We start from the raw sequence: 14,342 nt of genomic DNA, 5'->3' as shown, positions 1-14,342 counted from the left end.
AATTATTTTATCATAGGTGAATGAATTATAGACAGTTTTTTATCTAGCTAATTGATTCATAGCTTCTTTAAATACAGCGGTAGCTTGATGTTCAGAACCTGGTGTTCTGCTTTGAACTAATACGGCTACTGCATATTTAGGTTGCTCGGTAGGACCGTAGCCTATGAACCACTGATCATTTAACTTATGTCCTGAGCGTTCCACTTGCGCTGTTCCCGATTTTCCAGCTAAGTTCCATTTTGCATTCTGTAACGATTTACCTGTTCCTTCTGTGACGACTTCTCTCATCCATCTCAAAAGTTTTTTCGAGGTTCGACCGCTTACTTTACCTTGTGTAGAGATCGATGTGTGCGGTTCGAGGCTTGCCATTAAGCTTCCATCGGCATATCGAATTTCACTAACCAAACGTGGAGACATGACCTTTCCTCCATGCAAAAGAGTGACTACTAAGTTGGCTGCCTGCAAAGGGGTCACCAGCACATCTCTTTGTCCAATCGCCGCTTGTGCACGAGTGCCCCCATCTGTATTAGAGTTTGCTTTTGCAAATATCACTCCACGCTCTTCTTGATCAATCTGTTGCAAATTACCTCCTCCGAGGAAGTGTTGTTCTTGCCATCCTATTTTACGACCCATCCCTAATTGATCTGCGGTCCGCTCTATCTCTTGAGAAGTAAGACGCTCCCCTAGTGAAGCAAATACAATATTACAGGACTTAGCAAAACCTTCTTCTAATGTAATTCGTCCATGTCCATGTATTGCAGAGCATGATAAATTATATTTCCCATAATCTCCATGACACTCAAAATTTTCACTTGGTTTTGCTTTGTTGGTATCTAAAGCCGCTGCTGCAATAATGCTCTTAAATATAGAACCCGGAACCGCTGCTTTCACCGCTCGGTTACTCCAATTCCCCTGGTCTAACTCAATATGCTGAGGGTTGAAAAAAGGCCTGGACACCATGGCTACTATATCCCCTTGATGTGCATCCAGTACGACAATTGCTCCTTCTTTCATGTGCATATTTTCTGTCATTTGTTCTAATCTGCTCTGGATCCCTTGATCTATAGTAGTTCTAAGACGAAGAGGATAATAATGATTTGTGGGGCTTGAAATTCTACTAGGTGTCTTTGGCAGAGGTTGTTTTCTTCCATCAACCATAACCATGGCTTCCGTGACCCCTTGCGATTGCAGCAATGAATCAAAACTTCGTTCGAGCCCGGCACTTCCCACTTTTACATTTGTAGGCAGATGTTGTGTTCCAAGGGAACCTTTTGCTCTAACTACATAATCAGGCCGCTCGGAAATGAAGCCAAGCCACTGACTACCTGAAGAAGTAGAGGGATATCTTTGTGCAAAAGGTAACAATGCTACACCTGCAATGCCTAAATTAGTCCATTCTTTCGAAGGCTGAATATCTGCCGTTTGCGTGTGAATATTTTTCCAGATATAAGGCTGTTTTATCGTGGACCACGTATGAGAAAGTTCTTTCTCCGATGTATGAAGCAAGGCAGCTGCCCTCTGCATTTGTCTAGCAGATGTACCCGTATGTATAGGAAATAGAACGGGAGACCACTTGATGTGACCTGTAAGGAGATGACCATGTCGATCTGTAAAGTGCCCTCGACCAGAATCAAGCTGAATTCCCAATTGCCGTTGACGCACAGCCATTTCATTCAGACTATATCCAGCAGCGGTCCAGTTTTTACGAGCTGCCATCCATTGTATCCAGCCCAAGCGTACAGCTAATAAAAGCAACAATGAGGTCAGCAAGATGAGCACCCACAATATGCGTTTCCTCTGTTCTAGTCGCGTCACTCCTTGAGCTGCCAATTCGTTTCCCTCCTTTTGTGGTTAGTCTTTCCGTTATGACTACAATTCACTCTTGGTCTAATTCATTAGTGTATACAAAACAAGCTATGTTCCTCTCCATTTAGAGAAGACCATAGCTTGTTAGTAAGGACTATACTGTGAACTCCGATAAAGCACTCTTCAGTTCATTCGAAACACTGCTGAGCTTGTTAGAAAGAACAACAAGTTGCTGTCCGATATTCTGCTGCTCATTGCTTAAGGATGCTACTTCCTCTGATGTAGCGGATGATTCTTCGGCAACAGCACTGACGTTACTCATCGCATCGGACAATACAGACTGGGATTGATTTAAATTATCTATTGACGCGGTGACTGAGTCCAAATGATTAATGAATGTACCCATCTGATCCTGCACAGATACAAAAATTTGGCTAGTCTCTTGAACTGAACTAATCTGCTCTTCAAATAATGGATTGGCCGCGGCAATAGCTTTCACGGTTTCATTCATTTCCGTTTGAATCTGATCGGTTATCTGACCCACCATTGTAATAGATTGGCGAGATTGCTCGGCTAACTGGCGAATTTCATCGGCAACTACCATGAATCCACGCCCCGCAGCTCCCGCTCTTGCAGCTTCTATCGTTGCATTGAGGGAAAGGATATTGGTCTGCTTCGTAATATTTTGCATCACTTCCAATACTTTACGAACAGAGGTAGTACTGGCTCGAAGCGATTCAACTTTATCACTTAAGGAGTGAGTAATCTCAACGGTCATATGCGTTTTTTGAAGTAATGCATGTAAATATTCTGTTCCCAACTGACTGACTCTTTCAACTTCTTTGGCTGACGTCTGCATTTCTCCGTTGGCCTCAATAACAAGCTCCATCTGTGAGCCAATGGCTTCAGTCAGTGCGTTCCCCCGTTCTGCTTCACCAGCAAGACTTCCTGCTCCGTTAGCAATTTCTTCTGTAGCAACGGCAATCTCCCGAGCAGATAAAGCGGTTTTGTGCGAGGCATCTTCAAGCTCTGAAGCTGTATCTAATACTTCTTGCGCAGAAGTATTGGTCTTCTTCACTAGTTCGGTAATCTGTTCCATCATCAGATTGAAACTGCCTGATAGCTGTCCAATCTCATCTTTGGAATGGTGATCTATCCGCACATTCAGGTTACCTTTCGCACCTTCTTGCATGAGGTTCATCAATTTTCTCAATGGCAATGAAATCATTCTTACCATCCATAACCCGATTAGTACAGCAATCAGAGCAACTACAGCCGCAGAAATATACGTAGTCATGAGAATACCTTTGGCATCTTTGACTAGAATATCTACAGGGACAACACCAAGTAATCTCCATCCCGAAGTGGAAAGTGTACTATAGATGCCAAGAATAGACTTTTTGTTAGCATCCTTAGTATAGGCACTATTCGACAAGGATTTATTCCCGTTAGCATAGGTATACGGAGTAGGCTTTCCGTTATCTTCTTCCTTTGTAGCAGAAACAATAATTCCTTTGCTATCGACTAACTGAATCTGAGATCCTTCTCCTAAATTTATTTTCTTCAGTTGATCTGCAATCATTTGAACTTTGATATCTGCAATTACATAATAGCTATGATTGCCGTTCACGTTAGACATCGATTTCACAAGACGGAATACGGGTTCTATAGTTGACATCGCATTAGCTGGCTTCACTACTTGAACCCACATCTTGTTGTTGCTAGCCTTCAAAGCATCCTTGGTATACATCTTGCTGTAATCATTTAGTAAAGTCTTATCTTGAATACCTGTTGTAACTGGTGCGAACGTGTCATTCTGAGGGATAATATATACAGCTTGAACGCCTTCAGATGAGAATGCCCAGTTGTTCAATTTGGTCGAGATCTTCGTAGAGACCGTAAATTTCTCATAATCATCTGCACTTGCTGCTGCTAAATCTGTGAGCCAACCCTGAACATCTTTGTCAAAATACGCCTGTTGCAGTCCTTCTTCATACCTTTTAAGAATAATGTCCAGCTTTTCTGTCGTCTGATTAATCGTCTGTTGATTAGCTATTAGTGCGTTGTCTTGAATAGTTTTCTTAGCCATCTGGTAAGATAAAATCCCTAAAGAGAGCACAAAAATCATTGTGGCTACAAAAAAGATGAGAAACAGTCGTACGCCTACCGATTTGGTAGGATCCATTCGATTAAGTTTTATGTATTTTACTAATGATACTGCTTTGTTCTTCATATTTTCTAGATTATTGGACTGTTTCGTGTGAACTTCAGGAACGTTGGGGTCTTCAGCTTGCTCTGACTCAGGCTGTTGTAACTTAGAATCTTTTTCAAGTTGTACATTGTTTCTTTTCCCTTTACCCGGCTTGTCCTTCATAGGATTCCACTTCATCAACATCACCCGCCGATTCTATAATATGACCTCCCAATAGGTTCTCAGACCTACAAGAGTATTTCGATCTTACCATAACATTCCTTTCTTCTCCATTTTAAATCAAAACATCTACCAAATGATAGGGGTAATTCTAGTATTTTATTATAAAATACAAGCTTTTTCGATAAATTACTACATAAAAAACCCCCTCATCTAAGATGAAGGGGCTATAGACCTATTTCCTATTTATGCTTACGCATCATATCAAAATATTTCACTGGACGATCTACTTTAAATTTCACTTTTTGTAGAGGATGACGAGCTGCATCAAGTTCATTGCCCGCTTCATCAAAGAGTTGGCCCACAACTTGCTCAAAGCAAGCATCTCCTGGACCAAAGAATTCAACGATTTGCCCTGGCTTGAAATGATTACGTTGTTGAACGGTCGCCATGCCAGTCTGAGCATCATAATCCATGACAAGTCCTGCAAAGTCATAGGGTGCAGCCTTCTCTTCTGGCTCGTAGATATGATCTTCATGGTCTGGCGTATCATAGAAGAATCCTGTATTTAAAGGACGGTTGGCAGCTTTATTCATCTCGTCTACCCATTCCGGTTTCAGTACATAATTCTCTGGGTCCGCCATGTAAGCATCAATCGCTTGACGATAGACGTTCACTACTGTGGCTACATAGTGAATGGACTTCATACGTCCTTCAATTTTGAAGCTATCTACCCCTACATCAATCAAGTCTGGAATATGACCGATCATACATAAATCCTTGGAACCCATTGTAAATGCATTGTCTTCTTTCTCAAAAAGAGGCAACTGCGTTACACCCAAGTTAAACTGCTGAAGTACACGGCTATCTTTGGCTTCCTCTTCTGAAATCCACACTTCTTCAGGACGGCCATCTTCGAAGAGGTCATATTTCCAGCGGCATGACTGGCAGCAGCCCCCGCGATTAGAGTCCCGATCTGTAAAGTGATTGGATAGCACACAGCGACCCGAATAAGAAGAACACATTGCCCCATGAATGAATGCTTCTATCTCTATATCCACGTTGTTCTTTATTTCTGCAATCTCATCCATACTAGTCTCTCTACCTAATACTACACGGGGAAGCCCTTCTTCTTTCCAGAATTGAACGGCTTGCCAGTTCACTGTAGACTGCTGTGTGCTTAAATGAACTTCAAGCCCTGGCACCAGACGTTTGGCCGTGTCGACAATGACCGGGTCCGCCACAATGATAGCTGAAATTCCAGCTTCATATAAATTTCTAAGGTATTCTTCAATACCTTCGACATCCTCATTATGTGCATAAATATTTGTAGCTACGAACACTTTTGCACCGTATTTCTTAGCGAATTCAACACCTTCGCGCATTTCTTCAAAGCTAAAATTGTCGGCGTTGGAACGCAAACCGTATTTTTGTCCTCCGATATATACTGCATCTGCTCCATAATGGATGGCAAATTTCAGTTTCTCTAGATTCCCAGCTGGTGCTAGAAGTTCTGGACGATCCAGACGATGACGTTTACCTGTATATTTAGGCGTATGTTTTACCGTAGTTTGCATGAGTAGTTCACCTCTTCGTGTTCAATTAATAGACTTGCTCTTTATAAAAGAATCCAAACGAAAGTTCACGTTCCGGGTCTTGAACATCACGGATACGATCCATCCATTCCTCTTGGAATTCATATTGTTCAGGATTATTGTAATAGGCTTCTATAGCCTCTCGGTAAATGCGGATGACAAGTTGGTTATAAGCAGTAGGTTTCAGAATTGTCTCAATTTTAAGACTATCTACCCCAGCTTCAAGAATCATATGCAGGTCTTCCAAAATACAAATATCATCTGAACTCATAATATGTGTTCCGTTACTATCTTCATAGATCGGGAATTTCTCATCTTTGCGTTCTGCTTCAATCAGGAACAAAGCTCTATCGATGCCTAGAACTTCACCTTCTACCGGTCGACCTTGTTGTGTCATATAACTGCGTACCAAGCTTCGCTTAGAATGATATATATTTGTCATGCCATGAACCTGCACTTCGGATTCAATCTTGAGGCCTGGCTTCATGTTCGTAATTTCATCCATATTCAGTTCTCGGGCTAGTACAACTCTAGATGCCCCCCGCTCACCCCAATAATTGGCCGTAGCATAATTCGTTGAGGTCATCTCCGCGTTCCAATGCAGTTTCATAGTAGGAGCATACTGACGAACTGCTCGCAATACGGCAGGATCACCAAAATCAACACCATCTACACCCGCTTCAGCTAAGAACTGGATATAAGCAGGTAGATCATGTAGTTTATCATTATCCATTAGATTATTCAGACTTACATATACTTTAGCACCTAGAGCATGAGCCTCTTTAACTGCTACCGCTACATCCTCCCGGGATACATTCCCAGGAAGACGAGTACCAAACTTCTCCTCACCAATTAAGACAGCCGTAGCGCCGGCCTTAATATAATCAACAACCTCCTGCACAGAAGCGGCAGAGGCTAGTAATTCTGGTTTTTTAACCAAGTTATTCACACCTTTATTTAGCTGTTTCTTGACTCTTCTTAATATTTACAAGATGTTCTGCGTACGTCTTCGCAAATAAATGTTCTTGGCTGCCATCCTTCTTCGTCACGTAAAATTTATACGCTGTGATCTCAGGGTTCAGCACCGCTTCAATCGATTTCAGACTAGGGCTTGCAATAGGCCCAGGTGGTAGTCCTTTGTAAATATACGTATTATATGGATTATCTATTTTTCTCAGATCACTGTTCACTAGACGTTCTTTAGGTTTCCCCAACAAATACTGTACAGTGGCGTCAATTTCAAGCTTCATGCCATCTTTCAGCCGATTATCAATCACACTCGCAACCCGACTTCTTTCTGGATCGGCTACAACTTCTCTTTCAATCAGTGAAGCAGCGGTGAGCAATTCATTCAGTGACTTATGGCTTGTCTCAAGCTTTGCCTTGAAATCTGGTATGGAATCCAACTGGGACTGCGTCTCGTTCAGCATTCTTGTGATAATCTCTGCTTCGGTACTTCCCTTTTTCATGTCATACGTCTCTGGAAAAAGAAGACCTTCTAGTCGATACAACCGCTTGTTATCCGCAGGAATCTCCTTTAGAAGAGGACTATTTATCCCCTCAGGATTCTTAGCAAGGGCTAGAAATTTCGCGGAATCAACATCGTGTTCCTGACTTAATTTCTCAGTAATCTGCTTAATCGTATAGCCTTCCGGAATCGTGAACTTCATCATTGCTGCCTTTACAATGTCACCATGATTTAGCTTGTCTATAATCTGATCATACGTAATGCCAGGATTCATCTCATAGACTCCCGCTTGAAAATGGCTACCTTGTGATTTTACTTTAAGATACACCTTGAACAATAATCCATTTTTTATTACGCCTTCTTGCTCCAGGCGGTCCGCAATGCTGGCTGTGCCTAGACCTTTATCCAGTGTAAGTTTCTTCGATAAGGTGCTTACTTTGACGGGTTGCATTTGAGTGTAGACATAGGCCGCGGCGCCGCCCACAAGGATGATGAACACGATGATGAGGGCAAGCAGGACCTTCAACAATTTCTTCAACCAGGTTTCAACTCCTCTGTACCATACAAAAAGAGCGGTAGGCTCCGCTCTTTTTGTAGACATGCTATAGCTTCAAGAACAGGGGTGCATTCAGCAGATGCTGAACGCATCTATTCTAACTTGGATATTTATTCAGGAAAACTAAGTTCATCATAGAGTTCAGAAATGTTTTCCCACTCATCATCATCATCAATCGTTACAAGCTCCAATTGACCCTCTGGTGAGGTTACAATCTTGAGGATTTCAGGTTCCTCAGCTTTGCCTTCATCATCCGGAAGGAGAACTACATAGGCTTGACCCGCAATATCGAATTCCTTCTCAATGCGATAATATGAAGCGTGTCCTTTCTCATCCTGTAATTCCACGATTGGACCAAATGCTTCTTGCACACATGATGTATAAACGACTTTGTCTAATGAATACTCAGTCATTCTTACCTTCACCATCCAGTTCATCTAGTAGGGTATTGAAAGTCTCTTCAACAATCTCCCACTCTTCATCACTTTCAATCGTGTACAGCTTAAGATCGTCGCCATCCTCTTCATAACGGAAGGCGTACACTTCTTCACTCTCGTCATCTTCATCGGAATCCATCGGAACGACCATCATATACTTAGCATCAGAACCGTCTACTTCGAATTTCATAATAACTTCGAATTCTTCTTCTTTTCCCTCTTCATCAGGGATATAAATAATTTCCGGTTCTTCTTCTTGATTCACGCGATCGTTAGCCATTTGCCATCACCCTCACCTTATACTCTTAGAATCCAAAAAATTTTGCAATATGAAGACCGCAGCCAATTTATCCACGACCTGCTTGCGTTTTTTGCGGCTGACATCTGCCTCAATCAGCGTCCGCTGAGCCGAGACGGTTGTTAGTCGTTCATCCCAAAGGTGAACAGGTAAAGCCAGAGCCTGCCTTAGTTCTTCGGCAAAAGCTATGCATATTTCACCACGAGGACCCACCGTACCGTTCATATTCTTAGGAAGACCGACAACAACTTCTGTCACATCGTATTCGCGAACAAGTTCCGCAATACGTGTGTGTTCAGCTCCATTCCCACGGCGTTCAATTACCTCAAGGCCTTGAGCTGTCCAGCCAAAAGCGTCACTTACGGCTACCCCAATCCGGCGGTCTCCATAGTCCAAACCTATAATTCTCATTAAAGCTCTCCTATAAACCCGTATGAACCTTACCGATGACCAGCAAGGTAATATCTTACCATTTCCTCAATCAGTTCATCGCGTTCCTTTTTACCGATTAAGCTTCTTGCATTGTTGTGACGCGGTATATACGCCGGATCTCCCGACAATAGATAACCGACAATCTGGTTGATCGGATTGTACTCTTTCTCCTGCAGTGCCCCATATACCGTGAGAAGAATTTCCTGCGCTGACGCCTCTTGCTCATCGCCCTTGACGTTAAACTTAACAGTCTTATCCATGGAATCCATGATGACACCTCAATTCTTCAAACATTTATACTGCAGCATAGCCATGGTTTAAAGAGCCTGCCTACTTCACTATAACATATTCCATGTTCTATAAGGAAATAATTCAGGCTCTGTACCCATCTAATTTGTGAATAAAATTAGGCCCCTGATGCTATCAATTGTTCGGCTAATTTCAGAGCTTCATCCAGCTTAGAAGCATCCTTCCCTCCAGCTTGCGCCATATCAGGACGACCTCCGCCGCCTCCACCGCATAGTGTTGCCACTTCTTTAACAAGCTTGCCGGCATGAAGCCCGCGCTTTACTTCTACAGGAGGGACAGCGACGATAAAGTTCACTTTATCTTCTACAGCCGCACCAAGGACCAATACTGCATCAGGCAACTTCGTTTTTAGTTCATCAGCCAATGTTCGAAGTGTATCCATGCTGCCTGCTTGTACGCGGGCTACCAGAACTTGAGTACTACCTACGGTTTGTACTTTGCTCGTTAATTCTCCGGCTTCGATCACACTAAGTTTACTTTGAAGCGATTCATTCTCGCGCCCTAGATCTTTAAGTTGTTGATGGAGAGATTCGACACGGCGTGGTACCTCATTTACATTTGACTTCAATAAGCCTGCTGCTTGTTTGAGCACATCAATTTGACTATCCATGTACTCGTAAGCTTGTCGCCCCGTTACAGCTTCAATCCGGCGTACACCAGAGCCTATGCCACTTTCACTTATTAGTTTGAAAAGTCCAATCTGCGAAGTATTGGATACGTGAATACCCCCGCATAACTCCAAACTGTAAGATCCAACTTGAACGACACGTACGATATCACCATATTTCTCTCCAAATAGGGCCATAGCGCCCATAGCTTTAGCTTCATCAATTGCCTTATTCTCAATGACAACATCTAGGCTATTCCAGATTTGCTCATTTACCTTCTTCTCAATCTCCACTAGCTCTTCCGGGGTAATGCTTCCTAGGTGAGAGAAGTCAAATCTTAGACGCTGAGGTTCTACAAGAGATCCTGCCTGATTGACATGACCACCGAGCACTTCTTTTAAGGCCTTGTGAAGTAAATGGGTTGCCGTATGGTTCTTGATGATGTCCCCACGCAGTGAACGATCTACTGCTGCATGAACGGATGTCCCTGTATGCAGCTCACCCGATTCGACTGTTACTACATGAACAAATTGTCCATGCGGTGCTTTGAACAATCCTTCCACTTTAGCTTGTCCACCATCATTACGAATAGAACCTTGGTCACTGACTTGTCCGCCGCTCTCTGCATAGAAAGGCGTCACATCCAAAATCAATTGAGCGCTCTGACCTTCAGACACCATATCAACGAACTGATCATCCACAATAATAGCCATAATCTTAGCTTCTATAGCAAGCTCATTATATCCAACAAATTCCGTTTTAGTCGTAAAGTCAGACAATACCCCGCCCTGAACTTTCATACTTGCATTATCATGCCGAGCTGCGCGGGCACGCGTCCGTTGCTCTTGCATCGCTGTCTCAAAACCATCCCTGTCTACAGTAAGACCTTGTTCAGCTGCATAATCTTCCGTTAAATCTAACGGAAAACCATACGTATCATACAGCTTGAAAGCGTCCGCCCCTTGAATCATCTTACGGCCAGCTGCCTTTGCTTCTTCACTCATCGCAGACAAAATGCCTAGTCCATCACTTAACGTTTCATGGAAACGCTCTTCTTCATTACGAATTACTTTCTCAATAAATTCACGTTTTGTGACGATGTCTGGATAGAATTCACCCATAATCTCGCCAACGATATCTACTAAATTGAACATAAATGGACGACCCAGTCCAAGCATTTTTCCGTACCGAACAGCTCGGCGAAGCAGACGGCGAATGACATATCCCCGACCTTCATTAGATGGAAGAACACCATCTGCTACAGCAAAAGCAACCGTACGAATATGATCCGCAATCACTTTCATAGCCACATCATGTTCAGGGGATGAACCATAGGCCACTTTGGCAATTTCACTTGTCTTAGCAATAATCGGCTTGAAAATATCTGTATCGAAGTTGGAATCCACATCTTGCAGAATGGAAGCAAAACGTTCAAGTCCTGCACCCGTATCAATATTTTTGTTCGGAAGCGGCGTATAGCTGCCATCTTTGTTGTGATTGAATTCGGAGAATACCACGTTCCACACTTCTAGGAAGCGCTCATTCTCGCCACCCGCGTAACATTCTGGATCTGATAAATCTCCGTATGCATCTCCCCGGTCATAGAAGATTTCCGTACAAGGTCCACATGGTCCTTCCCCGATGTCCCAGAAGTTATCTTCCAGCTTAATGATACGTTCAGCAGGTAACCCTAATTTCTCATTCCAGATTCGGTACGCTTCTTCATCTTGCGGATATACGGTAACTGACAAGCGCTCAGGATCGAAGCCAATCCATTTGGGGTCGGTTAAGAACTCCCATGCCCAAGTCACAGCCTCTTCTTTGAAGTAATCTCCAATCGAGAAATTCCCTAACATTTCAAAAAAAGTATGGTGACGACGCGTTTTGCCGACATTTTCAATGTCATTGGTACGGATACACTTTTGTGAGTTCGCCATACGTGGGTTCTCTGGTTTCACTCGGCCGTCGAAATAGGCCTTAAGTGGCGCCATACCGGCATTAATCCACAATAAGGAAGGGTCATTGTGAGGAACAAGCGATGCACTAGGCTCAATTGCATGCCCTTTAGAAGCAAAGAATTGAAGCCATTTGGAACGTATTTCATTAGCTTTCATAAAAGAAATCCTCCTTAAAATATCTAAAAATATAAAAAAGCCCCTGTTAAATACAGGGACGAATCGAATCGCGGTACCACCCTGGTTATCGTTATAGCTAAGCTATGAACGATCTCCTTGATTAGCTTCATAACGGGTGCAAACCGGCGGTATTTACCCGCACTCTGAGATTAGCTTTCGGTCCACCTATCATTCAGGTTCTCTCACCCATCAAAATAACAAAGTATTATGAAGGAACCTCTCTCTGGACAATTCAAAGTGTAGACGTACTTGATCTCATTAACGTGTTCTGCTGTAAACTTAATCATAGTTCAGTATATAAGCCCATATAAGGCCTGTCAATCTATCACTAAATCGTCTTACGGCGCAAGTAATACGCATAAAAGTGTTGAATGATTACCTTAATGACAGCGAAGAAGGGAACGGCAAGAATAAGTCCCGGAATTCCTCCAATCTCCCCGCCAACCAGTAACGCAAAAATAATAAACATCGGATGCAAATGTAGGGTTCTGCCCACCACTTGTGGAGATATCACATTGCTCTCTAGCAACTGACAAGCTAAATTCACGAGGCCCACCATCAGCACCATTTTCCAAGATATCGTAGAAGCCATAATGATAGCCGGCGCCGCACCCAGAAACGGACCTAAATACGGAATGATATTACAAACGGCGACCACACTTGCCAAGAGCAGGGTGTAAGGCATCCCAATAATCATATAACCTACATAAGCCAGCACTCCGATAATAAGACAGACTAGAAATTGGCCGCGAATGTAGCTCCCCAGAGCTTCATCGATCTCCTTAAATAACATCACAATTGATTTGCGGCGTGAATGCGGTAGATACGTGATGATCATTCGCTCGAATACTTCGAAGTCTTTTAACATGTAGAATATAAGAAAAGGGACGATAAAAGCGTTGAAAATGACACCGATCGTCGTTCCAATGTTATTAAGAAAATGTGAAATGCCACCCGCTAATTTCTGTTCGAATTGCACGAAATAATTGTTCATCCCCATGCGAACGCCTTTAGGTAAAAGAGTAGCATCCCAACTATCCATAATCTGCTGCGTATGTAGGGTCAGTTCAGGTAAATGTTCTCCTAATTCCTCTAACTGATTCATAAATAGAGGAATCATGTTCGCTAGAATGATCCCCAGACTCGTCAGAAACACAGCATAAATTAACAGTACCGCTATAGTCCTTGGCACTCTACGCGCACCCAACATGTTCACAATCGGATTTAGGACATAGGAAATAATTAAGGCAATGAGAAATGGAGCAAAAATGACTTTAAGAAACGCATAGATAATCATAATTACTGGTCGAAGCAGCCAGAAAAAATAGGCGATGATCAGTCCCAATAACAGCCAAAGGGCATAGCGGAACATCTTATGATTCCAGAATGGTTCCACGCCTTTCCCTCCTTTTCGCACATACAGCCTGTCTTTGTAAAGAGTATATGCGCAGAAAGTCTAAAATAATCAGTTAGACCACCACAAAAGCAAAAAGACTACCCTAGATCAGAACTCCTTAAAAAGGAAATCTGTATAGGATAGTCATGTTAGGCAGCTTGGCCTCATATGTATACCTTACGAGGAAGCATGAATATGCGGGAAGTCTTGAGGCATGTCATCACTGAAGAATAAATCATCCAGTGAACTAAGTGTTCCGTCTTCCTCTACTTGATAGACAGACATTTTTTCTCCATTTACCGTAAGTTCAATGAAACAACCCCAACAATAAAATTGGTGAGAGCCGATTTTACCGATATCTTTGGAGCTGCAATTTGGACATTTCATCATATCGTATCACACCTATTCGTTAGCAGTATATACGCCCTTCTCAAGACGCTCTTCACTAAGTGGAGGCACAATTACTGCACTTTCACCCCGAGTCATCCCGGCCGTGTAAGGCAGCCATTTCCGGCCTTCCATCAAATCTGAAATAAACCCATCGCTTATTTCAAATCCTACTATTGTATTTCCCACTTCTTGGTTAAAATAAACATCGCTTACATGTCCAATCATAACCCCATCGCTCGTCAATACCTGAAGCTCCTTGACTTTGTTATTCCCGAGGACGAATGTTTGCTGTATATTCTCAGCTTCCATCTTACGGATAGCTTGTTGATTACGAATCATTACGGCATCCTCACCGTATGCTACGATATCATCCCATAGTACTGCCTTAATCGTTGAAGAGAACAAGCCTTTACCTTCAAGTTCAATAGCCACTAGTTCCCATTCGCTGCTCAGCAGAACATCCAGGACTTTACCGATTTGCTTGCCTTCCTCTACATCGAACACCGACAAACCAATCAACTCTTGTAGTCTCATGTCCCGG

The 14,342-nt window shown here is 42.8% G+C and carries 13 protein-coding genes; all 13 read right to left on the bottom strand.

All coding sequences use genetic code 11. The annotated features are described in order from the left end of the window. Positions 1 to 39: 39 nt before the first annotated feature. The 13 genes from J2Z69_RS00305 to J2Z69_RS00245 all read right to left on the bottom strand — a co-directional run bounded on the left by J2Z69_RS00305 (position 40) and on the right by J2Z69_RS00245 (position 14,335). A complete protein-coding gene (locus tag J2Z69_RS00305; RefSeq protein ID WP_245338898.1) occupies positions 40 to 1,830 on the bottom strand; it encodes a peptidoglycan D,D-transpeptidase FtsI family protein in 1,791 nt (596 codons plus the stop codon). A gap of 130 nt (positions 1,831 to 1,960) precedes the next feature. Then, on the bottom strand, positions 1,961 to 4,195 hold the full coding sequence (locus J2Z69_RS00300) for a methyl-accepting chemotaxis protein (RefSeq protein WP_245338897.1): 2,235 nt from the start codon (positions 4,193 to 4,195) through the stop codon (positions 1,961 to 1,963). 224 nt (positions 4,196 to 4,419) lie between these two features. Then, on the bottom strand, positions 4,420 to 5,754 hold the full coding sequence (locus J2Z69_RS00295) for a peptidase U32 family protein (protein WP_209858168.1): 1,335 nt from the start codon (positions 5,752 to 5,754) through the stop codon (positions 4,420 to 4,422). A 25-nt stretch (positions 5,755 to 5,779) separates the two neighbouring features. Further along, positions 5,780 to 6,712, bottom strand: coding sequence for a peptidase U32 family protein (locus J2Z69_RS00290; RefSeq protein WP_209858166.1), 933 nt, complete (start codon positions 6,710 to 6,712; stop codon positions 5,780 to 5,782). Positions 6,713 to 6,725: 13 nt separating this feature from the next. Continuing rightward, complete coding sequence (gene mltG / locus J2Z69_RS00285; RefSeq protein ID WP_245338896.1) at positions 6,726 to 7,778, bottom strand: endolytic transglycosylase MltG; 1,053 nt, start codon at positions 7,776 to 7,778, stop codon at positions 6,726 to 6,728. 128 nt (positions 7,779 to 7,906) lie between these two features. Beyond that, complete coding sequence (locus J2Z69_RS00280) at positions 7,907 to 8,233, bottom strand: DUF1292 domain-containing protein (RefSeq protein WP_342591541.1); 327 nt, start codon at positions 8,231 to 8,233, stop codon at positions 7,907 to 7,909. Then, positions 8,202 to 8,513 carry a DUF1292 domain-containing protein gene (locus tag J2Z69_RS00275; RefSeq protein ID WP_209858162.1) on the bottom strand — a complete coding sequence of 104 codons (312 nt, stop codon included), beginning with the start codon at positions 8,511 to 8,513 and terminating at the stop codon, positions 8,202 to 8,204. The genes J2Z69_RS00280 and J2Z69_RS00275 overlap by 32 nt, the downstream gene beginning before the upstream one ends. Before the next feature lie 12 nt (positions 8,514 to 8,525). Next, the gene (gene ruvX / locus J2Z69_RS00270; RefSeq protein ID WP_209858160.1) at positions 8,526 to 8,942 is read right to left on the bottom strand and encodes a Holliday junction resolvase RuvX; all 417 of its coding nucleotides are present in this window, start codon (positions 8,940 to 8,942) and stop codon (positions 8,526 to 8,528) included. Between the two features lie 29 nt (positions 8,943 to 8,971). Further along, a complete protein-coding gene (locus J2Z69_RS00265) occupies positions 8,972 to 9,232 on the bottom strand; it encodes an IreB family regulatory phosphoprotein (protein WP_209858158.1) in 261 nt (86 codons plus the stop codon). Between the two features lie 137 nt (positions 9,233 to 9,369). Beyond that, positions 9,370 to 11,994: an alanine--tRNA ligase gene (alaS, locus tag J2Z69_RS00260; RefSeq protein WP_209858155.1), complete on the bottom strand. Its 2,625-nt coding sequence runs from the start codon at positions 11,992 to 11,994 to the stop codon at positions 9,370 to 9,372. Between the two features lie 349 nt (positions 11,995 to 12,343). After that, positions 12,344 to 13,387 (bottom strand): AI-2E family transporter, encoded by a 1,044-nt coding sequence (locus J2Z69_RS00255; RefSeq protein ID WP_209860376.1) that lies wholly within the window; start codon positions 13,385 to 13,387, stop codon positions 12,344 to 12,346. Between the two features lie 201 nt (positions 13,388 to 13,588). Then, positions 13,589 to 13,798, bottom strand: coding sequence for a hypothetical protein (locus J2Z69_RS00250; protein WP_209860374.1), 210 nt, complete (start codon positions 13,796 to 13,798; stop codon positions 13,589 to 13,591). 15 nt (positions 13,799 to 13,813) lie between these two features. Continuing rightward, positions 13,814 to 14,335: a PRC-barrel domain-containing protein gene (locus J2Z69_RS00245; RefSeq protein ID WP_209858154.1), complete on the bottom strand. Its 522-nt coding sequence runs from the start codon at positions 14,333 to 14,335 to the stop codon at positions 13,814 to 13,816. Positions 14,336 to 14,342 lie beyond the last annotated feature (7 nt).

It is taken from the genome of Paenibacillus shirakamiensis, from assembly GCF_017874255.1.
GTDB classification, from domain to species: Bacteria; Bacillota; Bacilli; order Paenibacillales; family Paenibacillaceae; genus Fontibacillus; species Fontibacillus shirakamiensis.
This window is presented reverse-complemented; position numbering and strand designations above follow the sequence as displayed.